At 69.9% G+C, this 19915-nt stretch carries 18 protein-coding genes and 3 pseudogenes; 12 read left to right on the plus strand and 9 right to left on the minus strand.

Features of this window, described 5'->3' with window-relative positions; translation table 11 throughout:
* The first annotated feature begins 10 nt into the window (after window positions 1–10).
* Both ACIA5C_RS20610 and ACIA5C_RS20615 read left to right on the plus strand, forming a co-directional pair.
* Complete coding sequence (locus tag ACIA5C_RS20610) at window positions 11–2293, plus strand: MMPL family transporter (RefSeq protein ID WP_396056846.1); 2283 nt, start codon at window positions 11–13, stop codon at window positions 2291–2293.
* 283 nt (window positions 2294–2576) lie between these two features.
* A pseudogene (locus ACIA5C_RS20615) lies at window positions 2577–3662 on the plus strand (sigma-70 family RNA polymerase sigma factor); the annotation flags it as partial.
* Window positions 3663–3869: 207 nt separating this feature from the next.
* Here ACIA5C_RS20615 and ACIA5C_RS20620 read toward each other — a convergent pair.
* Window positions 3870–4265, minus strand: a complete 396-nt coding sequence (locus tag ACIA5C_RS20620; RefSeq protein WP_364095527.1) for a hypothetical protein — start codon at window positions 4263–4265, stop codon at window positions 3870–3872.
* 139 nt (window positions 4266–4404) lie between these two features.
* On the opposite strand from ACIA5C_RS20620, the gene ACIA5C_RS20625 reads away from it, so the two are divergent.
* Window positions 4405–4683 (plus strand): BON domain-containing protein, encoded by a 279-nt coding sequence (locus ACIA5C_RS20625; RefSeq protein WP_396056848.1) that lies wholly within the window; start codon window positions 4405–4407, stop codon window positions 4681–4683.
* 34 nt (window positions 4684–4717) lie between these two features.
* Here the strand turns inward: ACIA5C_RS20625 and ACIA5C_RS20630 are convergent, their stop codons facing one another.
* Both ACIA5C_RS20630 and ACIA5C_RS20635 read right to left on the minus strand, forming a co-directional pair.
* Window positions 4718–5167, minus strand: coding sequence for a hypothetical protein (locus tag ACIA5C_RS20630; protein ID WP_396056850.1), 450 nt, complete (start codon window positions 5165–5167; stop codon window positions 4718–4720).
* A 453-nt stretch (window positions 5168–5620) separates the two neighbouring features.
* The gene (locus ACIA5C_RS20635) at window positions 5621–5818 is read right to left on the minus strand and encodes a hypothetical protein (protein WP_396056852.1); all 198 of its coding nucleotides are present in this window, start codon (window positions 5816–5818) and stop codon (window positions 5621–5623) included.
* A 279-nt stretch (window positions 5819–6097) separates the two neighbouring features.
* Between ACIA5C_RS20635 and ACIA5C_RS20640 the strand changes: the two genes are divergently transcribed.
* Entirely contained in the window at window positions 6098–6676 is a 579-nt protein-coding gene (locus ACIA5C_RS20640; RefSeq protein ID WP_396056854.1) for a Rho termination factor N-terminal domain-containing protein, read from the plus strand.
* Between the two features lie 18 nt (window positions 6677–6694).
* Here the strand turns inward: ACIA5C_RS20640 and ACIA5C_RS20645 are convergent, their stop codons facing one another.
* Window positions 6695–6970: a hypothetical protein gene (locus tag ACIA5C_RS20645; RefSeq protein ID WP_396056856.1), complete on the minus strand. Its 276-nt coding sequence runs from the start codon at window positions 6968–6970 to the stop codon at window positions 6695–6697.
* A 22-nt stretch (window positions 6971–6992) separates the two neighbouring features.
* On the opposite strand from ACIA5C_RS20645, the gene ACIA5C_RS20650 reads away from it, so the two are divergent.
* Entirely contained in the window at window positions 6993–7688 is a 696-nt protein-coding gene (locus ACIA5C_RS20650; protein WP_396056858.1) for a sodium:calcium antiporter, read from the plus strand.
* Complete coding sequence (locus ACIA5C_RS20655; RefSeq protein ID WP_364095509.1) at window positions 7666–8028, plus strand: hypothetical protein; 363 nt, start codon at window positions 7666–7668, stop codon at window positions 8026–8028. The genes ACIA5C_RS20650 and ACIA5C_RS20655 overlap by 23 nt, the downstream gene beginning before the upstream one ends.
* Window positions 8029–8039: 11 nt before the next feature.
* On the opposite strand, the gene ACIA5C_RS20660 is transcribed toward ACIA5C_RS20655, so the two are convergent.
* Both ACIA5C_RS20660 and ACIA5C_RS20665 read right to left on the minus strand, forming a co-directional pair.
* Entirely contained in the window at window positions 8040–9428 is a 1389-nt protein-coding gene (locus ACIA5C_RS20660) for a sugar porter family MFS transporter (protein ID WP_396056860.1), read from the minus strand.
* A 55-nt stretch (window positions 9429–9483) separates the two neighbouring features.
* A complete protein-coding gene (locus ACIA5C_RS20665; RefSeq protein ID WP_396056862.1) occupies window positions 9484–10068 on the minus strand; it encodes a copper chaperone PCu(A)C in 585 nt (194 codons plus the stop codon).
* 105 nt (window positions 10069–10173) lie between these two features.
* Here ACIA5C_RS20665 and ACIA5C_RS20670 point away from each other — a divergent pair, with 105 nt between their 5' ends.
* The 6 genes and pseudogenes from ACIA5C_RS20670 to ACIA5C_RS20695 all read left to right on the plus strand — a co-directional run bounded on the left by ACIA5C_RS20670 (window position 10174) and on the right by ACIA5C_RS20695 (window position 16363).
* Window positions 10174–10629 (plus strand): SPW repeat protein, encoded by a 456-nt coding sequence (locus ACIA5C_RS20670; protein WP_364095500.1) that lies wholly within the window; start codon window positions 10174–10176, stop codon window positions 10627–10629.
* A 458-nt stretch (window positions 10630–11087) separates the two neighbouring features.
* Window positions 11088–12089, plus strand: a pseudogene (locus tag ACIA5C_RS20675) (SigB/SigF/SigG family RNA polymerase sigma factor); the annotation flags it as partial.
* Between the two features lie 97 nt (window positions 12090–12186).
* A complete protein-coding gene (locus ACIA5C_RS20680; protein ID WP_396056864.1) occupies window positions 12187–13560 on the plus strand; it encodes a DUF2254 family protein in 1374 nt (457 codons plus the stop codon).
* A gap of 13 nt (window positions 13561–13573) precedes the next feature.
* Entirely contained in the window at window positions 13574–14590 is a 1017-nt protein-coding gene (locus tag ACIA5C_RS20685; protein ID WP_396056867.1) for a S1C family serine protease, read from the plus strand.
* A 293-nt stretch (window positions 14591–14883) separates the two neighbouring features.
* Window positions 14884–15894, plus strand: a pseudogene (locus ACIA5C_RS20690) (SigB/SigF/SigG family RNA polymerase sigma factor); the annotation flags it as partial.
* A 100-nt stretch (window positions 15895–15994) separates the two neighbouring features.
* On the plus strand, window positions 15995–16363 hold the full coding sequence (locus tag ACIA5C_RS20695) for a hypothetical protein (RefSeq protein WP_396056869.1): 369 nt from the start codon (window positions 15995–15997) through the stop codon (window positions 16361–16363).
* Between the two features lie 14 nt (window positions 16364–16377).
* On the opposite strand, the gene ACIA5C_RS20700 is transcribed toward ACIA5C_RS20695, so the two are convergent.
* Genes ACIA5C_RS20700 through ACIA5C_RS20710 form a run of 3 tightly spaced genes read right to left on the minus strand, consistent with a single transcriptional unit; the run spans window position 16378 to window position 19902 of the window.
* Window positions 16378–18168: a glycoside hydrolase family 15 protein gene (locus ACIA5C_RS20700; RefSeq protein WP_396056871.1), complete on the minus strand. Its 1791-nt coding sequence runs from the start codon at window positions 18166–18168 to the stop codon at window positions 16378–16380.
* Window positions 18165–19163 (minus strand): SDR family oxidoreductase, encoded by a 999-nt coding sequence (locus ACIA5C_RS20705; RefSeq protein ID WP_364095487.1) that lies wholly within the window; start codon window positions 19161–19163, stop codon window positions 18165–18167. Before ACIA5C_RS20705 ends, ACIA5C_RS20700 begins: the two co-directional genes overlap by 4 nt.
* 52 nt (window positions 19164–19215) lie before the next feature.
* On the minus strand, window positions 19216–19902 hold the full coding sequence (locus ACIA5C_RS20710; RefSeq protein ID WP_364095484.1) for a DUF4396 domain-containing protein: 687 nt from the start codon (window positions 19900–19902) through the stop codon (window positions 19216–19218).
* Window positions 19903–19915: the final 13 nt, after the last annotated feature.

The raw sequence follows: 19915 nt of genomic DNA on the forward strand, positions 1-19915 counted from the left end.
GATGGTGCCCGTGACGTCTGCAAACCAGGAAGCCCCTGCCCGGCCGGCTCGGACGGGCGGCCTCGCCGACCGGTACGCGAGGGCGATCGTCCGGGCCCGGTGGGCCGTGGTCCTCGCCTGGTTGTTGCTCGCCGCCGGCACCGTGCTGTACACCCCGCCCAGCACCGAGGCGGGACTCTCCGGTCTCGTGTCCCCGGACAGCCCGCCGGTGCAGACCGAGATCCAGTCCTTCGAGCGGTTCGGGTTCCCCCTGCTCAGCCGTGTGGCGGTCGTTCAGCGTGATCCGTCCGGGCTGTCCCCGCTGGTGCAAGCCGCGGCCGTGGCCCGCGCAGCGGCGACCACGCAGCAGCGGTACGACGATCTCGGTCCGATCCTCGGTGCCATCCCGGTCACCAACACCGGCGGTCTGTTCCCCGGGGCTCGCGAGAGCGGGACGACCATTATCACCTTGTTGTTCATGCCGCCGACGGTGGGACTCAACACCCAGTACGCGGCCGCCCAACGGTTCGTCGCCCACCACTTCGGTCCTCAGGACCACGTCGTGGGAGTGACCGGAACGATTCCGGCGCGGGTCGCCCAGGGGAAGGTGGTCAAGCGCTGGATCGAAACCGTGGAGCTGGCCACCCTGGGTGCGGTTCTGCTCGTGGTGGCCTTCGCTTTCCGCTCGGTGGTGGCCCCGCTCGTCGCGCTCGCCACCGCTGGGATCGCGGCCCAGGTCATGCTCGATCTGGTGGGCACGCTCGGCTGGTTGTTGAACGTGCCGGTGCCGACTGAGGTCGGACCGCTGCTGGTCGCTCTGTTGCTCGGCGTAGTCACCGACTATGTGGTGTTCTACCTCTTCGCGCTGCGTCGCCAGTTGGCCGCCGGCCACGACAGGCCGATGGCGGTCCGGCGCGCGACCCGGAACACCACCTCGATCGTGGCGGTCGCCGGATTGACCGTCGCGGCGGGCACGGGGGTGCTCCTCGTCGCCAAGTCGCAGCTGTTCCACGCCTTCGGCCCCGGAATGGCGCTGGCCGTCCTCGTCGGTCTGGCCGTGGCGGTGACGCTCGTCCCCGCCCTGCTCGCGATCCTCGGCCGGTACGCGTTCTGGCCGAGCCACCCGGACCAGCCGCTCGGCGCGAGGGCCTCGACGGTATCGGCCCGGCGCGACCGGCGTACCCGATGGCTGGTCCGCCGTAAGCCGGCGGCCGTTGTGCTCACCCTCGGCGTGCTCGGTCTCTGCCTGGCCGCGCTGCCGGTGCGGGGCCTGAACCTGGGGCTCTCGTTCGTCCCCTCCCTGCCCGCGGACGACCAGGTGCGCCAGGCCGCGGCCGCCGCCCGCGACGGCTTCGCCGACGGCATCGTCTCGCCCACCGTTTTGCTCGTACAGGGCGAGCACATCACCAGCAAGCGCACCGAGTTGTCCAAGCTGCAGCATCTGCTGGCCGGCCGGCGCGGCGTGGCCGGTGTGGTCGGCCCGGCCGATCAACCGATCCCCGACGCACTCGGCCTCGTGCTGTCCCGCGACGGATCGGCGGCGCGCTACCTGCTCGTCCTCGACAAGCAGCCGCTGGGCGGCTCGGGCATCGATGTGATCTCCGCCCTCCAGGACGACCTGCCCGGTTTGCTGGCCGAGGCCGGACTGCCCGGGGCGCGGACCGGTCTCGCCGGGGACACCGCCCTGGCTGCCGGTATCGTCCGGCAGACGACCGCCGATCTTCGGCGCATCGTCGTGGCGACGCTTGCGGTCAATCTGCTGATGCTGGTGCTGTTCCTGCGGGCGCTTCCCGCACCGGCGTGCCTGCTGGCGCTGAATCTGCTCGCCCTCGGCGCGACGCTCGGCATAGCGACATTCCTGTTCGACACGGTCCTGGGACACGACGGGCTGACCTTCTATGTGCCGTTCGCCGTCGCGGTCCTGCTCGTCGCGCTCGGCTCGGACTACAACATCTTCACGGTCGGCCGGGTGTGGCGCGAGGCGCGCGAACGGCCGATGCGCGAGGCGCTGATCGTCGCGATGCCCGGATCCGCCCGGGCGGTCGGCACCGCAGCCGTCGTTTTGGCCACCAGCTTCGGCCTGCTCGCCCTGGTGCCGCTGAGACCGTTCGCCGAGATCGCGTTCACGATGTCAATCGGTGTGCTCCTGGACGCGCTGCTGGTCCGGTCCCTGCTCATGCCGGCGCTACTCGCCCTGCTCGGCGACACCAGCGGGTGGCCGAGCAGGCGGCTGCGTCGCGCGACGGTCCCTGCCGGCCGGCACGACGCATCCGAACCGGGTGACCTCGCCGGCACCGGGAGCCCGGCGACCTGACCCGGCCGGTTTCCTCCGACGGCTCGGGACTCCGCCGTTCATATCGTGACAGTCGGATGACAGTACGACGTCCGGCGTTTCGGCCCGTCCGGCGGGGGCACGCCGAAAGGGAGGTTTGCACCGCGGCGTCCAGCAAAGGGCGCCAGGGTCCTTCGGGCCGCCGGACGGGCGAGCCGGTCCGCCGCGCCCCGGCTTGATCGGGCCTGTCGCGGTGGTTCCCATCTCTCTGACCTGATCCGGCAGGTCTTGCCCCTGCCGGGCTGTCCTCCGGGGGTCGTCCGCGATGCTTCAGCACACCGTTGTCCTTTGCTCACCACCACCGGCGACCGGCGAGGAGGCCGATGCGGCCACCGCCGTACTGTTCCGCCGCCTGCACGACCCGTCGACCGGGGAACCAGATTGTCTCCACATCCGCAACGAGATCATCCGTATCAACTTGCCTTTCGTGGCCCGCCTCGCCGGCCGCTACCGGCAGCGTGGACAGCCGTCCGAGGATCTGCGTCAGGTCGCCGCTCTGGCTCTGGTGAAGGCGGTCGACGGCTTCGACCCGCGGCGAGGCAAACCGTTCTTCGGCTATCTGGTGCCGACCGTGCTCGGCGAGCTCAAGAAGCACTTCCGCGACCGGTGCTGGGGCCTGCACGTCTCGCGCCGTCTGCAGGAGGCTCATCTGGAGACCGCCCGGGCCGGCGTGGCCCTCGCTCAACGACTCGGACGCCCGCCAACCGACGCCGAACTGGGCCAGGCACTGGGCCGCACCGAGGAGGACGTGCGGACGGCTCGGGCCGCCGGCACGGCGTACGCGGTCGGCTCGCTGAACGCGACCGTCGGGGGCGACGACGACTCCGGGGAACGGATCGAACTGATCGGTGCCACCGATCCGGCTCTGGACTCGGCCAGCGACCGCCTGGCGGTGCGGGAGCTGCTGCGTCGGCTCCCGCACCGCGAGCAGTACGTCATCGCGCGCTACTTCTTCGGCGACGTCACCCAGGACGAGATCGCCCGGTCGCTCGGCATGTCCCAAATGAACGTGTCGCGATTGCTGCGTCGCGTCCTGCGCGAGCTTCGCGAAGGCCTCGTCGACGACGAGTCCGGAAGCGGGCGGACCGAGATGCCGCCGGCCGCCGGCGGAGCGGCGATCCGGGCCCACACGTCCGGTGCGAGCGCAACGGTGATCGGGGTCCGGGGCGACATGGAGGAGGCGGATGCGGCACGACTTCGTGAGGTCCTGGTCGACGCGGCCGTCCGGAACCGGCCGCGGCGGCTGATCGTCGACCTTCGGCACGTCGGCGCCGCGGGGGCCGCCACGGCGCGTGCCCTGGTCGACGGTTATCGGGCCGGCGGGCACAGCGGCACGGTCCTGCTCGCCGTCAACGTGCCCGGGCCGCTGCTGGCCCTGCTGCGACGGCTCGGCGTCGCCCGGCTGTTCTCGTGCAGTGGCCCGGTATCCCACGCGCCGGACTCGCCGGTGAACCCGGTTCCGGTCGGTCAACCTCGCGAGTCCCGTTGCCCGGAGCCGGCAACTGCTCGATCGGGAGATCCCCAGTGGACGGACGTCGACGGTAACCGCGATCTCGACTCAGCCCACCGCCGCGGTGGCCTGGTGACAGCGGTCGGTCGTGGCATCGAGCTGCCGGCGCGCCTTCTCCAGCTCGTCGAGCAGCCGCTGCAGTCGTCCGGTCTGCAGGTGGCGCACGGCGTCGACCGCTTCCTGAGCTGTGGACACGGCCGTCTTGGCCTGCTCAAGAGCTTGCCTGCAGCTGGCCGGAAGAACCACCCGCTGCGCCGGGGACGACGGGGTGGGATCGGCGGTGGCAGCGCCCCGACCGGCCGTTTCCGGACCGTAACCGGCGATGGTCATCAGCCCGGCACCCAGAAGGATGCCGAGCAGGAATGTCGTGGCCGGAATGGTCCACCACCAATGCGGGCGTCGCCCTGTCGCGGAGGACGGCGCCGCCGACTCGAGACTCGACATGATCGCTCCATGGCCGGCGGGTCGCGGCTCGGGCCGCGGTTGACTCCCGGAATCCATGCTTACCCACTGCGCGGCCGCCCATCAGACTGCCCGGCTCCCGGCGGGGTACGGACCGCGTCATCCCACGGAGGTGTGGTCGATGATCCCATTCTGTCCCGGACCGCCGGACGAACCCGTCCCGGGCGCAGCCGGCGCCACCGTCACCGACGACCGGCTTCTCCGGCGAGCGGCCGTCTGCCTGCTCGCAGTTCTCGGCCGGCGAGGATACGAAATCACCGTACGCGTGCAGAACGGTGTCGTGATGCTGTGCGGGTCCGTGGTCACCGAGGAGCTACGTCTGCTGGCGCACCGGATCGCGTGGTCGGTGCCGGACGTCCGCGACGTCAGCAACAGGTTGGCCGTCGACGCGAACCGGTGACGAGTTGTCGGTCCACGGCTGTCGAGCCCGCTGGTCATCGCCAGGAATGCACGTCCTCGGCAAGCATGATCTTGTGATCGGTGAATCGGTCGTACCGGCGGGGATCCTGAAGTCCGTACCTGTCGGCAAACCGATCGAATTCAAACCGATCAATCACTCCGGAAACCGTGACGAGACTCGATTCCCGTACGCCTCCGGGCGGCCCGCCCAGGACCAGGAGTCCTCGGTCCGGCAGGTCGGCGTCGCCGATGACGAACGCGCGGAGTGCCAGGACCGATGTCACCGCGGCGGTCGTGGTGAGCCGGTCGCCGACTCGCCGCGCCGCGATCGTGTCCACGAGGACGCCGGACGGTCCCGGTGCCGACGGAAGGTGCGGAGACGGGGGTTCGGGCGAGGAGTGACAACCGGCCGTCGCCAGGCAGCCGATCAGCGCCATGAGGACGAACCGCCGACCTGAATCGGGGAAGCGTTGTTTATCATGCATCAGCGCCACCTCCGCATCCGCGTGTTGCGCCACCTGCCCTGATGATTGACCGCTTTCGCGGCCGCTACGCCTCAAGTTACGAGCTTGGCACGAGACCGTTGGGCGTTTGTGAAGAATCGGCCGACCGCCCGGTGGGCGACGGGGTCAGTAGACGGATGCGGCGGTCCGGGCGACGAGGCCGCCCGGACCGCTGTCGCCGGGATCCCAGACACGTACGGACGGCAGTTCAGCCGGCGGTGGGAGCGTCGGCGCCGCGCAGACGGGCGTCCGGGCTCGGCTTGCGTCCGTTCGCGAACGTCACCTTCTCGAAGGAAGCGGTCCATCAGTCATCTCGACGTGGACGTCGAGAGCCGGGACGAACCGGCCGTCGACGGCGTCGGCCACGGCTACGTCGAGGTGCGAATTGGCGTCCTCGGCGTCCTCTCGCCAGACCAACCAGTCGTGCTCGAGGGCCTACATTCCCTCGGCCTCCTCGTTGACGAAGGCCACGAGGTATTCGCCGGCGGGGCGGACCGCTGCACCGTCCTCGTCCGCCATCGCCTGCAGCGCCTGGCCGTAGGCATCGCCCTGGCGCCGGGCGAGGGCAAGCTGCTCGTCGGTGGCCTCATCGCTGCTCTCCTGCGGCGGTGTGCTGGGTGGTGTCGTCACCATCTGTTCTCCTCGCCAAGAAGCGTCGGTCTTGCTCGCACATCCGCGTCGCCTACTGTTCCGCCACGCAGTAGCCGCGTCACGGCCGCCGGCGCGCGAAACCCGGGCCGGGCGATCCCGACTCGCTTGCGGGACCGCAAGACGGCGACGGGGCGTTCGGCCCGGGCCGACGAATCTCCCCTGTGGCCGGCGTCGCCTGCGGTCCCCGGGAGGGGACACGGTGTGCGGCGGCCTGATCCGGGTACGCAAGCCGCCGGGTAAACGTGATCAACGGAGGGTGACATGTCGAACGAGACGCCGGACACGCCCGACCTGAGCGAGACCGAACTGCGGGAGATGAAGGTCGGTGAATTGCGGGATCGAGCCCGTGCGGAGGGCGTCCCCGCGCCGTCGGGCAAGCGCAAGGAGGAACTCGTCGACGCCATCTCGGAGGCGCACCGCTCGTCTGCGGACGAGCAACGGCAGCCGACCGGCGACGACGGGCCGGACGGCGGGCGCGCCCGCACCGGCGAGCAGACTTCGAAGTCCGTCAAGCATTCCCAGGAGGTGACGTCGACCGACGCGGAGCCGGAGCGGCCGGGGCGCAGCCTGGTCACGACGAGCCACGCGGTGATCCGCGAGTGGGCCGAGGAGCGTGGCGGCGTACCGGCCACGGTGGAGGGAACTGAACACGGCGACCACTTGGGAGTGCTGCGGTTCGACTTCGGCGGTGACGCCGACCGGTTGCGCCACGTCAGCTGGGAGGACTGGTTCGCGACGTTCGACGCCCGCCGACTGAACTTCCTGTACCAGCAGGAGCGCTCCGACGGCCGGCCGAGCACGTTCTTCCGGCTCGAGAGCCCGGACCGCGAGGACGCCTGATCCGGCTCGACACCATCATCAAGGAGATTTCATGTCAGGACTTGGCGTGCCGTGGCTGGTGTTGATCTTCATCGCCGCGGCGGCCGGCAATGTCGGCGTGGCGTCGGCAACATCCTCGGCGGCATCGCCATCCAGACCGTCGTCCTGGTGGTTCTGGACGCCTTCGGCGTGCGCGGTGGCAAGCCGCTGACCTATCGCGCGGCGTCCCTGGTGCTGGTGCTGGAGGCAGGACTGGTTTGTCGCCGTGCTCAGCGTGGTGGTCGCCAGGGCGCAACTCCCGACCTGGCTGATCACCCTGCGCCTGACACCCGGCCCGGTGCTGATCACACTGTTGTGGGTCGGCGCCCTCCTGCTGCTGCGCCGCGCGGGCCGGTCGTTACCCTGGCACGAGTCGGGCGAAGCGCCGGACAATCAGGACCCGCCGCGCGGCCACAGTCGGCAGAACCGCGAGCAGGAAGCAACCCAGCACGGCACCAGCACCGGGAAGTCGGCGGCGATCTTCGGCGCGGCAGCATTGGTCACGCTGGTTGCGGGCGTGTTTCTCGAGCGAAGTGGCGACGCGATCGCCAGCCATATCGGTCTGTCCGGCGTGCTGTTCGGCGCCACTGTTCTCGCCGCCGCCACTTCGCTGCCCGAGGTCTCGACCGGCCTCGCTTCGGTCCGTAACGGCGACTATCAGCTGGCCATGAGCGACATCTTCGGCGGCAACGCGTTTCTGCCCGTGCTCTTCCTGGTGGCGACGTTGCTCTCCGGGATGCGCGTGCTTCCGCAGGCGCAGATCACCGACATCTACCTCACCGCGGTCGCCGTTCTGCTCACCCTGGTCTACGCGGCTGGACTGTTGTTCCGTCCACAACGCCGGATCTCTACCTGGTCGCCGTGGCCGGATCGTTCGCGATCGCGAAGAGCTGACCGGGGCCGAGCCGTTCCGGTCGTGCCGCCCGAGGCGGCACGGTGTCGGTCCGGGCCCGCCGGGGTAGGGGGCCGGCATGACGGAGAAGAACGCGGATGAGTTGTGGGATCTCGAGCTCCGAGGCTGGGCGGCTCTCAGCGAGGGCCGAGGCCGGGAGTTCTATGGTGAGTTGCTCGCCGACAACGCCGTGGTGGTGGTGCCCGGCGCGGTGCTCGACCGGGAGCAGACGCTCACGTCCTGGGACGGCGTGCCTGCCTGGCAGTGGTACGACCTGGTAAGGCGCCGCGTCGTGCACCTCGACGGCGCCGTGGCGCTGATCTACGACGTCACCGCACAGCGTGCCCTGGAGCCGCGCTACCGTGCGACTGTCTCCAGCATCTACTGCCTTCGGCCCGAGGGCCGGCGGCTCGTGATCCATCAGCAGACGCCGTCCGATTGACCGGAGCCCGGTCAAGAGGAACTCGCGGCGGGCTCGTCGTGGCCGCCGACGTCGCGCTGGATCTCTTCCAGGGACCGTCCTTTGGTCTCGGGCACCCGCCAGGCGAAGAAGGCGACGGCGGCCGCCGCCATGGCGGCGTACAGGACGAAGATGCCCTGCTGGGTGATGGCCCCGGCCAGGGTCAGGAAGGTCGCCGAGACGGCGAAGTTGGCGAGCCAGTTGGCGATCGTGGTGACGCTCATGGCCCGGCTGCGGAGCCGCTGCGGAAAGACCTCGCTGATCATGAGCCAGAAGACGGGGCCGAGGCCGATGGCGTAGCCGGCGATGAACAGCAGGAGACTGCCGAGGGCGAGCCAGGGCGCGTGGTCGCGCAGCGTGCCGAAGCCGAAGTAGGCGGCCAGCCCGAGGAGGGCGATGCCGGCGACGACGGTGCCGCTGATCAGCAGTGGCCGGCGTCCGACGCGGTCGAGCAGCAGGATCGCGGCGATGGTGAAGACGACGTTGGTCAGGCCGACCGTGAGAGTCTGGGTGATCGCGTTGCCGGCGCCCAGGCCGGTCTCCTGCAGGATGGTGGGCGCGTAGTAGATGACGGTGTTGACGCCGACGATCTGTTGGAAGACCGCCAGGCCGAGTCCGACGACCAGGAGCTTACGGACCGGAGAAGCGACCAGGTCGCGGATCGACGTCTGATTCGCCTCCTGGGAACTGGTGCGGATCTTGTCCAGTTCCTCGTCCGGATCGGTGTCGGTGCCCGACCGCAGAACGTGTAGTGCCTTACGGGCGTCGTCATCCTTTCCCTGCTCGAGCAGCCACCGGGGGGTGCGGGGCACGGTCAGCATGCCGACCGCGAGGGCAGCGCCCGGAACGACGGCGATGCCGAGCATCCAGCGCCAGTCCCCGGTGACTCCTTTGAAGGCGTAGTCGACCAGATAGGCCACTGCGATTCCGGTGGTGACGGCCAGTTGGTTGAAGGAGGTCAGTCCGCCGCGGGCTTTGGGCGGGGCGACTTCGGAGATGTACATGGGGCTGACGAACGAGGCGGTGCCGACGGCGAACCCGAGCAGTGCCCGGAACCCGATGAGCATCGGCGCGTTAACCGCGAAGGCGCAGCCGAGTGCCCCGATGACGTACACCGAGCCGGAGATCACTTTGGTGTACTTGCGGCCGATCCGGTCGGCCAGCCAGCCTGAGAGCAGCGCCCCGGCGGCGGCGCCGATGAGCAGGACCGAGACGATGGCTTCCTGCTCGAGCGGACCGGCGTGGAAGTCGCGTTTGATGTAGAGCAGGGCGCCGGAGATGATGCCGGTGTCGTAGCCGAACAGGAAGCCGCCGATCGCCGCGATGGCTGCTACCCGGGTGACGACCGCGTTGGTGCGTAGCTCGCGCAGGAACTCCAGCATGGGTCCGTCCCCCTCCGCTGCGGAAATAGACGGTTCCTGCCCCGGTGCTCGGACGTCAAACGCCCGGCCGAGCGGTGCTCGAGGGCCCCGGCACGCAACGGGTGCTGGGTTCGGCCCGCGGCACACTGGGCTGTACGGGGACGTTCACCGTGACCGATCCGGCCCGCTGGAAGCGGAAGGTGATCGGGACGGTGGTGCCGGCGAGCACCTGACGCTGGAGGTCGACGAGCCGCAGCCGATAGGCGTCGAACACCGGGACCGCGGAGGGGCCTGGTTCGTGCAGCGGAACGGCTGGCTGCAGAATCAGCTGACCGACGGTGGTGTAGCGCCCGTCGCAGTTGTCGTCCCATCGGATCTCGGTCTTGCCGGCGACCGGGCTGGTGACGGAGTCGAGCGTGTCGGGCTGGTCGGCCCCGTTGCGGAGCGTCAGCCAGACCACCGCGTCGGCACCGGCCGCATAGGTGGAATCCGGTGGCGCGTCGACGTGCACGCTGAGCAGCTGCACTGCGCCGGCGCGGGCGTTGGTGCCCAGCACGCCGGCGTGATAGCTGCTCGGGTTCGGATGAGAAGCGCATCCCGCCAGGGCGGCCGGGCCGAGAAGCCCGATGAAGGTGTTCGTGATTCGTCGGTTATTCCTCATGACCCTGGCCGTACCCGGTTTCTCAGGGCGTAGCGATCGGCGACTGCTAACTCGCGGCCCGCTGGGTACGCCAGCTTCGTCCCATCCTCACAGGAGGTGAGAAAGATGACTGAAACATCTCGTTTCGCGATGGCGAATCATCCTGATCTCATGGAGATGCAGGAGCGCTACGAGCGAGCATCGGCCAGTGGGCCGGCTGTGATCACCGACGGCCTGGTGCTGCTCGCCGGGCTGTGGCTGGCGATCTCGCCCTGGGTGATCCACTTCAACGTCACCGCCCCGGACGTGATGCTCAACGATCTCATCCTGGGCATCGCCGTCGCCGTGGTCGCCCTCGGGCTGACCCTGATGCCGGCCCGGATGGTCCGGCTGAGCTGGGCGACGGCGGCGATCGGCGCCTGGATCGTGGTGTCGCAGTGGGTGATCCAGCAGACGGACAGCAGTGTCGGCATCGTGCTCAACAACGTCATCACCGGTGGCGTGATCGCGTTGCTCGGCATCGCCGCCGCGGCGATTCTCACGGCCGGCTCTCGGGACCCGTCGGCCCGTCGCGGTCGCTGAATCACATCAGGAAGGTCCGCGACGGCTCGTCGTCGCGGACCTTCCGCGTGTCCGTCGCCAGTGATCGATGCAACACGGCAACGAGTTTCGCCGTCGTCGAGGCGGGCAGGTGCCTCCCGAGCTTCCATCGCGGCGTCCAGAACCCGGCGCCCGGGCCGACGAAACCCACCTGACGACGGAGCTCGGACGTCCCGCTGAGCCCCGGGCGCAGGTCGCCCGGCGAGCCGCCGGATCGTCCCTTCCCGTTCTGATCCGCATGAGCGCCCCGCTAATGCAGCGGGCGCCGTTCGTGCTGTTGTGGCTTGGAGGCGGTAGTGGCATCTCAGCATGCTCGCGTCGCGGAGACGCGGGCCGCCGGGCCGGCCGTCACCCACCCGGTGGACGAGACCGAGCGGATCAGCGCGATGCTGCTCGCAGCGATGCACGACCCGTCCACCCCACCGCGGGACCGGCGCCGGATGAGAACAGAGGTCGTCGAGCGCAATCTGCCCTTCGCGACCCGGCTCGCCCGCCGCTATCGGCACCGCGGGCAGGACGACGACGACCTCGCCCAGGTCGCCGCCCTGGGCCTGATCAAGGCGGTGGACGGTTACGATCCCGCGCTGGGAAAACCGTTCTTCGGTTATCTCCTGCCGACCGTGCTGGGCGAGCTCCGGCGGCACTTCCGGGACAAGGGCTGGACGATGCACGTCGGCCGGCGTCTGCAGGAGCGACATCTGCAGGTCGCCGGCGCCACGACCGAGTTGACCCAGCGCCTGGGCCGTTCGCCGCGGACCGGCGAGGTTGCCGCCGTCCTGCGGTGGAGCGAGGACGAGGTCATCGAGGCGTGGGCGGCCGGAACCGCGTACGACGTCGGATCGCTCAACGCGAGCGTCGGCGGCGCGGACGACGGCGTCGAGCGCCAGGATCTCATCGTCGCCGACGACCCGGACCTCGCCTCCCTGTGCGACCGGCTGGCCCTGCGCGATCTGCTCGCCCGGCTGCCGGACCGCGATCTCCGCATCGTCACCCGGTATTTCTACGGCGGCGCGACCCAGGAGGAGATCGCCGGCGAACTCGGCATGTCGCAGATGAACGTCTCCCGACTGCTGCGACGAATCGTCCGCGACCTGCGCGCCGATCTCGACGGCCGGACCGTCGCGGCGCCGCCGGATGCCGACCGGTGCCCGGGGGTCATCGTTCACACCGGCCGGGCGGGAGCGCGGGTCGCGGTGAGCGGCGACCTCGACCGGAACGCTGCTCACGTCCTGCGCGACCACCTGGTGGACGCGGCAGTCCGGTGGGACGCCCCGCGGGTCGAGGTCGATCTGCGCGGCCTCGGATCGGCGGACACCCACGTCATCCGGGCACTGGTAGACGGCTACCGGGCCGCGGGACACGCCGGGGCGACGTTCCTGGTGACGGGAGTTCCGGACACCTTCTTCCGGCTGTTACGCCGTCTGGGGGTCACCCGCCTGTTCCCGTGCTGTCCGGCTGAAATCGCCGATGTCGCGCCGCCGGCGGCCCACCCTCACCGTTCGGCGGGTGCCGACGTCTCGATGATGGAGGTCGATTGCCGTGGCGAGAAGCGGTCCGGACGCGGGCGCCGACACGCCGACACTCCGTGCCCGGCGCCGTCTGCGGCAGGCGCTGCGCGAGTTCGCGGCCGTGCCCCTGCTGGTGATCTCCTTATTTCTGGCGCTCGCGATCGGATCCATCCTGATCGACCAGAGCCACGCCGGATCGCTGAAGGGAATGCGGCACGGCTTGGAGCACTTCGTCGGTCAGCAGGCAGCCACCAATACTTTGCAGGCGATCGCCACCGGGCTGGTGACCGTCACCTCGATCACCTTCTCGGTACTCCTGCTCGCCGTCCAGCAGACCGCCAGCACCCTGTCCCCGGTCGTCTTCGACCAGTTCATGCGACGCCGGTCCAATCAGGCCTTCTTCGGCTTCTTCCTGGGCCTGACGCTCTATGCGTACGTGGTGCTGGTGGCGGTGCAGAGCGACACGCCACCGGTTCTCGGCGCGGCTCTGGCGACCCTGCTCACCGCCGGAGCGCTGGCCTGCCTGCTCGCCCTCGTCTATTCGACCGTCAGTCAGATGCGACCGGAGAACGTGCTGCGCCAGATCCACGACCGCGCAATGGCCGGACGATCCCGCGAGGCCGAGATCATCTGTCGCACCCGCCGTACGGAGCGGAGCGTTCACCCGGTTTCGGCGAGCTACCGGGCGAAGACCACCGGATACGTGGTAGGTATCGATCTGTCGCGGCTCACCGACGCGCTGCGGCACATCCCCAGCGCGGAGATCCAGCTCTGGGTTCCGCTCGGACACCCGGTGGCCTTCGGCGACCGGATAGCCACCGTCCGCGACGACGATCCCGAGGACGCGCGCCGCCTCGCCGACGAGGTTCGTGCGGCGGTCCTGATCGGCCCAGAGCCCGACGTGGGCAGCGAAGCCGGCACCGGCATCGCGGAGATCGGCAACATCGCCTGGACGAGCGCGTCGACCGCCAAGCAGAACCCGGAGATCGCGCGGCGGGCGCTGCATGTCCTTCGCGACCTGGTGGGACGCCTGATCGACGAGGCGCCGCCGGGATCCGGCGACGTGCCTCTGGCGATCGTCTACCCGGACACCGACCTCGACCAGGCCCTCGACGTGCTGTACGCGATCCTCGGCGCGGCCCATGAATCCCAGCAGCACATGACGGCTGCGGCCGTCCTGGACACCTACCGCGACCTGCTGGAGCGCACGAGCGGGCCCGTGCAGCGGCGGCTGCGCTCGGACCTCGCGGAGGCCCGTCGGCTGGCCGGTGAGATGCCGCCCGCTCCAATCCTTCGCACTCGTCGCCGATGGCTGCGGGAGTTCGGATCCACCGCCGACGAGCCCGCCACCTCGGCCAGCCGTTTGCCGCCTCGCCAGACGGCTAAGGAGCTGCCAAAACACTAGGGGAGGACGAGACATGAAGATCGCCGGCCCGGCCGCGTGCGCGGCCATGGTGGCTGTCCTTGCCGGGGGTTGCACGCACCAGACGGCGTCCGAGACCGGGGCGCCGGCAGGCTCCTCGAACCCCACGGCTACGGCGGCCGACCCGATCGTCGACGTCGTCGCCCGCCTCGAGCCCTCAGTGGTCACCATCCAGACCAGCGAAGGCCTGGGTAGTGGCGTGGTCTATCGCAGTGACGGGGTGCTCGTCACCAACGCCCACGTCGTCGGCACCGCAAAACAGGTGCAGGTCTCGTTCGCGGACGGCACGAAGGTGCCCGGTCAGGTCACCGGTTCCGACGATCTCACCGACCTAGCGGTGGTCAAGGTGCAGCGCAGCGGCCTGCCGGCCGTGACCGTACGACCCGACCTGCCCAGTGCCGGCGAGACTGCCCTGGCCATCGGCAGCCCACTGGGCTTCGAGAACACCGTCACCGAGGGCATCATCTCCGGCGTCAGCCGGCAGATCCCCGCCTCGACCACCGGCGGCCGGCCCCTGGTCGACCTGATCCAGACCGACGCCGCTATCTCCCCGGGTAACTCCGGCGGTGCGCTGATCGACCGGCAGGGGCGCCTGGTCGGCCTCAACGAGGCGTACATCCCGCCGTCCGCGGGTGCCGTCTCGATCGGCTTCGCCATCCCCGCCAGCACTGTCACGGACGTCGCCGGCCAGTTGCTGCGAAACGGCACGGTGGCTCATCCGTTCCTGGGTGTCACGCTGACGACGCTGACCGCTCAGGTCGCGCAGGAACTGGGAATGAAAGTGACCTCGGGGGCGCTGGTCCGGCAGGTCCAGTCCGGGAGCCCGGCGGCGACCGCCGGGGTGCAGTCCGGAGACGTGATCGTGTCCTTCAACGGCAGCCCGGTGCAATCGGTGGGCGACGTTTATGCCGCGTTGCGCAAGGTCAAGCCGGGCGACAAGGTGTCCGTGGGGGTCAATCGGGGCGGGAAGGTCTCCACGGTCTCCGTCACCCTCGGCACGCTGTCCCGATAGTCGCCCAAGAAATGTGGCGAGCGAGGTTTGGCCCGGCCTCGGCGGGGCACTCGGGCCCCGGCTACTCGCACGCGGCGTCGATACGACGGCGCCTCGGGTTCGACGAACCCACCTGACGGGCGAGCAGGAGAGAGCCGGCGGGGCCGGCTCGGCAGTCATTGCGATCTTCTGCATGGCGCGGCCCTTGCCGGCGAGGCAAGAGCGGTCGCGCCCCACGACGCCGTTCTGGGGGACTTGTGACCACCAACTATGCCGTCCGGGAGCCGAAAAGGATCCCCGTTGATGCCACGGAGGTGGCGACCGCTGAGCTGTTCGCCGCGCTGGACGACAGCAGCGGGCCCGCCCAGGCGGACCGACTCCGGGCCCGAATAGTCGAGATCAATCTGCCGTTCGCGACCCGCCTGGCGAATCGCTACCGCAACCGGGGGCAATCCGGCGAAGACCTGGCTCAGGTCGCGGCGATGGCCCTGGTCAAGGCGGTCGACGGATACGACCGAAACGTCGGCAGGCCGTTCTTCGCCTATCTCATTCCCACGGTGCTGGGCGAGGTCAGGAAACACTTCCGCGACCACGGGTGGGCGGTCCACGTCGACCGTGGCCTGCAGGAGCGGCATCTCGAGTTGGCCCGGGCCCGAGTGGCACTGGTCCAGCGGCTCCAGCGCCCTCCGACCGTGGAGGATCTCGCCGCCGAGCTGAAGGTCAGTTCGGCGGACGTGCATGAGGCGTGGGCGGCCGGCAAGGCTTACGACTACGACTCGCTCAACGCGCCGGTGTCGCCGGGCGAGGAGGGCACCGAACGCCTGGACTTCCTCGGCGGCGAGGATCCCGCGCTCGCCTCGGCGGCCGACCGTCTGGCGGTGCGCAGCCTGGTGAACCGGTTGCCCGACCGGGAGCGGCACATCCTGAACCGCTACTTCTTCGGCGGGGCGAGCCAGCATCAGATCGCCGCCGAGGTCGGCATGTCGCAGATGAACGTCTCGCGGCTGCTCCGGCGGACGCTCGAATCGCTGCGGCAACAGCTCGACGGCGAGGCCGGGTGCCTTCCCTCGCCCCCCGGGACGGCGACGATCACCACCCAGGTGGCGCGGGGGCACGCCGTGGTCACCGTCACCGGTGATGTGGACGACCACTCGGTCGCCCGGCTCCGCGACGTCATGGTCGATATGGCCGTACGGGAACGCCCCCGACGCCTTACCGTCGACCTGGACGGCGTCGGCACCGTCGGTGGCCGCCTCGTCCGCGCCCTGGTGGACGCCTATCGAGCGGGCGGGCACAGCGGCACGACGCTCGTTGCCATCAACGTTCCGGCACCTCTTCTGACCCTGCTCACCCGGCTCGGCGTGACCCGGCTGTTCTCCTGCCGGGGCGCCGTCCGGACCACCGACGGAAGGACACCATCCACCGATGGACCGAACGACGCTCACGCTGACTCGAGCGGCGGCCCTGGCCCGCTCAGCGTGGGGCGGCGCTCTGCTGCTCGACGGCCGGACGATGCTCTCCGCCTTCGGCGATCGACCGACGAAGAGCTCGCTGATCGTCGCGCGGGTGCTGGGCGCCCGGCAGGTCGCTCAGGGCGCGATCACCGCGGTCACCTCCTCGCCGCGGGTCCTGGTTGCCGGCGCGGTGGTCGACGTCCTGCACGCGACGACCGCTGTCGGGCTGGCCCTGGCGGCGCGTCGCTGGCGCTCGGTTGCCCTCACCGACGCCGCCGTCGCCGCCACGTTGGCCGGGACGGGGTGGTGGCTCGCGATCCGCGCCCACCGCCGGTCCTGACTGCGCGCCCGGGCTCACCGTTTCCCGGCCGGACCGCCGGACCGCTCCGGCGCGAGGGCGAACGCCGCGTTGACCAGTGCCAGGTGACTGAGGGCCTGCGGCAGGTTGCCGAGAAATTCTCCGGTCGCCGGATCCATCTCCTCGGTCAGCAGACCGAGGCCGGTGGCGAGCCCGACCGCCGCGGTCATCTGGTTCGTCGCCTCGTCGTGGCGTCCGAGAGCGGCCAGCGCCGACACCAGCCAGAAGGAACAGGCCAGAAAGGCGCCCTCGGCCTTCCGCATGCCGGTGTAGCGGTAGACCAGTGCGCCGTCGGCCAGCTCACGACGGATGGCGGCCACCGTCCCGGCGAGCCGGTCTCCGCGGTCGAAGCCGATCTGTCCGGCCAGCAGCGTGGCCGCGTCGAGGTCGTCGCTGCCGGCGTAGAAGGTGTACGACTGTTTGTCGGGCGACCAGCAGTTCCGGTCGACCCAGTCGTGCACGGCGTCGCGTTCCTCGCGCCATCGCTGCGGGTGGGTCACCGGAATCTGGCCCGCCTCGTGCAGCCGTACCGCCCGGTCGAGCGCCACCCAGCAGCCCATCTTCGAGATCGTGTAGTGCCGGTTGACGTGCAGCTCCCACAGGCCGGCGTCCTCGTTGCGCCACAGGTCGCAGCACCGGTCGGCCAGGTCGGCCAGGAGCCGTCCCGACGCCGGGTCGAGCACGTGACCGGCCTGTACGTAGCGCCAGACCGAGTCGAACAGGTCGCCGAACGTGCCCAGCTGAGTCTGTTCCGCGGCGGCGTTACCGGACCGGACCGGCCGGCTGTCCCGATACCCGGCCGCGTTGAGGGTGGCCTGAGTGTCCGGTGTGCCGCCCCGCAACGAGTAGAAGACTTTCAGGTCGGGATCCGTGGCCCGGGCACACCGCAGCAGGAACGTCACGGCGGCATGGACCTCCTGGTGCAGGTCGAGCCGCAGCAGCGCGTCGATGGTGTAGGCGGCATCCCGCACCCACATGTAGCGGTAGTCGTAGTTGCGATCGCCGCCGATACGCTCGGGAAGCGAGGTCGTCGCCGCCGCGGCGAGCGCCCCGGTCGGCCGGTACTGCAACAGTTTCAGCGCGAGCGCCGAGCGCCGGACGGCAGCGCGCCACGGGCCCTCGTAGGTGAGGTCCCGGGCCCAGGCGCGCCACCAGGCGATGGTGGCTTCGAGGTGTTCGTCGAGGTGACGAAGCCGCGGTAGATAGACCGGCCCATCGTCGTTGGCCGCGAACGCCAGCGTGGACCTGCTCCCGGGGCCGGTGCGGAACTCACCGCTGATGTCGTACGGTCCGATCCGTGGCTCTCCGACGTCGAAGCAGAGAACGGCCATGTGCTGGTCGCCGCAGTGTGCGAGCAGCGCGTCCTCGCGCTGCTCGATCCACGGTTGCGCGGTCTCGAACCGGCTGCCGGGACGAACCGTCCACGCCATGTCGACCTCGCCGGACGCACCATCGACCCGTCGGACCAGTTCCGTCCACGGCAGTTCCCCGGTCCGGCCGACGGTCAGCGCGTCGGTCACCCGCACTTCGCCGCTCGCGGTGCGGAACGTTGTCTCCAGTACGTTGGTGTCCTCGAGGTAGCGACGCTTTACGGTGAACGGAGACCGGGGAGCCAACTCGACATAGCCGCCCCGCTCGGGGTCGAGCAGGGCGGCGAACGCCGGTGGCGCGTCCAGCGCCGGTAACGGCCACCAGTCGATGCGGCCGTCACCGGCGATCAAGGCGACCGTCCGTCCGTTGCCGATCACGCCGTATTCGCCGAGGGGTGCCCAGGGACCGGACCTCATCGGCGCCGGGCCCGGCGTATCAGGACCAGGCCGGCCGCGACGGCTGCAGCTGCCGAGGCGACCGCGTCGCGGTGCATGGAGATCCAGGACCACGGGTCCCGGCCGGTGGCCTTGTCGTCGAACATGCCGTGCGACCCGCGGTCCGCCCGGGCGTCCTTCGGCGTGTACACGTTCGACCCGAAGCGGGGACCATCGGATTCGGAGAGCTGGCCCTGCACTCCGGTGCGGGCCAGGTACCAGTCCAAAAACCAGGGAGCGACCCGGTTGCCGAGGATGGTGTAGGCGGTCGAGTAGCCGACCCACATGTTGCGGCGTGGGTGGTCGGCCAGGAAGCGGACGGCGCGGGCCGGCAGTTCGGGCTGGAAGATGGGGGCGACCGGTTGCGGGTGCTGGTCGAACTCGTCGGCGTTCCAGTCGAACTGAACCGTGTTGACCCCCGGCAGTTGCACCATACAGACACGCACGGCGCTCTTCGTGTGCTTCAACTCGGTGATCACCGACTCGGTGAAACCCTTGACCGCGTGTTTGGCGCCGCAATACGCGGATTGCAAGGGGATGCCGCGGAAACCGAGAGCGGAGCCGATCTGCACGACGACGCCCCGGTCGCGCGGACGCATCCGTTCCAGCGCCACCATCGTGCCGTACACCTGGCCGAAGTAGGTCACCTCGGTGATCCGGCGGTACTCCTCGGGCGGGGTGTCCCAGAAGTAACGCAGGTTGCCGCTGAACGCATCGTTGACCCAGAGGTCGATCGGACCGAGTTCCTTCTCCGTCCGGTCGGCTGCCGCCCGCACCTGATCCAGGTCGGCGACGTCGGTGGCGATGCCGACCCCTCGGCCGCCGGCCGTCTCCACGTCGCGGACGGCACCGTCCAGGCCGGCCTCCCCGCGGGCGAGCACGGCGACATCCCATCCGTGGGAGGCGAGTTCTCGCACCACGGCTCGGCCGACCCCCGCGGTTCCGCCGGTCACCACGGCCACTCGGCGTTTACTCATACTTCTCTCCTTTCGCCGTCCCCGCCCTACCCACTCTGGGCCCCGCCAGCAGTCACATCGCCTCCTTGATACCGCGACGGATCAGCCACGCGTTGACCGGGTAGGCGGTCAGGAAGCCGACAGCCATGCCGATCTGCATGAGAAACCAGTACGCCGGGCTGTCCGGGTGCAGGTGCGGACCGGGGAAGAAGACGAACGCCATCAACGCCATCCACCCGAACAGGCCCACTTCGAACGCGCTCAGCGACAGCACGTCCGCCTTGGCGGCCTCGATCAGACCTTTGCCGGGCGACAGTCCCCGCATCGGCGCGATGGCGAAGTACTGGAAGACGATGCCCAGGGCGAGGGCCAACGCGTAGTCGCCGATGAACTCGACCCAGATCGCCTCACCGGCGATCGTGAGACCGAGCAGGAAGATGCCGGTCTCGGCGATGATGTCGCCGAGCGTGCAGCCGGCGCCGCAGTGCATGACTCCGATGGTCGTGGTAGCCCAGCCGGGCTTGGGCGGCGGGTCACCGCGGTCGCGTTGCCACCGCTCAGTCTGGGGCCGGCCGAACCGGACGTACGCCCATATCGCGAGCGGACCGAGATACAACGCGTTGACCGGCCAGACCGCTTCCATGATGCGCATGCGCTGCCGGTAGCCGTTGGCGTAGATGTCGATCAGGATGGCGGCCGCGCAGAGCCCGCCCAGAGCCAGAGCCACCCAAGCGAGCGCGGTGAGCCAGGTCGGTGCCATCGTCGTCCCTTCC

The sequence above is a fragment of the Actinoplanes sp. NPDC051343 genome, assembly GCF_044455125.1.
Taxonomy (GTDB): domain Bacteria; phylum Actinomycetota; class Actinomycetes; order Mycobacteriales; family Micromonosporaceae; genus Actinoplanes.

Excerpts from the sequence above, each read along its gene's own strand:
- ACIA5C_RS20620 (WP_364095527.1), bottom strand. The coding sequence starts at position 4,265 with ATGTCGAGTCTCGAGTCGGCGGCGCCGTCCTCCGCGACAGGGCGACGC.
- ACIA5C_RS20625 (WP_396056848.1), top strand. The coding sequence starts at position 4,405 with ATGATCCCATTCTGTCCCGGACCGCCGGACGAACCCGTCCCGGGCGCA.
- ACIA5C_RS20630 (WP_396056850.1), bottom strand. The coding sequence starts at position 5,167 with ATGCATGATAAACAACGCTTCCCCGATTCAGGTCGGCGGTTCGTCCTC.
- ACIA5C_RS20635 (WP_396056852.1), bottom strand. The coding sequence starts at position 5,818 with ATGGTGACGACACCACCCAGCACACCGCCGCAGGAGAGCAGCGATGAG.
- ACIA5C_RS20640 (WP_396056854.1), top strand. The coding sequence starts at position 6,098 with ATGTCGAACGAGACGCCGGACACGCCCGACCTGAGCGAGACCGAACTG.
- ACIA5C_RS20655 (WP_364095509.1), top strand. The coding sequence starts at position 7,666 with ATGACGGAGAAGAACGCGGATGAGTTGTGGGATCTCGAGCTCCGAGGC.
- ACIA5C_RS20660 (WP_396056860.1), bottom strand. The coding sequence starts at position 9,428 with ATGCTGGAGTTCCTGCGCGAGCTACGCACCAACGCGGTCGTCACCCGG.
- ACIA5C_RS20665 (WP_396056862.1), bottom strand. The coding sequence starts at position 10,068 with ATGAGGAATAACCGACGAATCACGAACACCTTCATCGGGCTTCTCGGC.
- ACIA5C_RS20670 (WP_364095500.1), top strand. The coding sequence starts at position 10,174 with ATGACTGAAACATCTCGTTTCGCGATGGCGAATCATCCTGATCTCATG.
- ACIA5C_RS20685 (WP_396056867.1), top strand. The coding sequence starts at position 13,574 with ATGAAGATCGCCGGCCCGGCCGCGTGCGCGGCCATGGTGGCTGTCCTT.
- ACIA5C_RS20695 (WP_396056869.1), top strand. The coding sequence starts at position 15,995 with ATGGACCGAACGACGCTCACGCTGACTCGAGCGGCGGCCCTGGCCCGC.
- ACIA5C_RS20700 (WP_396056871.1), bottom strand. The coding sequence starts at position 18,168 with ATGAGGTCCGGTCCCTGGGCACCCCTCGGCGAATACGGCGTGATCGGC.
- ACIA5C_RS20705 (WP_364095487.1), bottom strand. The coding sequence starts at position 19,163 with ATGAGTAAACGCCGAGTGGCCGTGGTGACCGGCGGAACCGCGGGGGTC.
- ACIA5C_RS20710 (WP_364095484.1), bottom strand. The coding sequence starts at position 19,902 with ATGGCACCGACCTGGCTCACCGCGCTCGCTTGGGTGGCTCTGGCTCTG.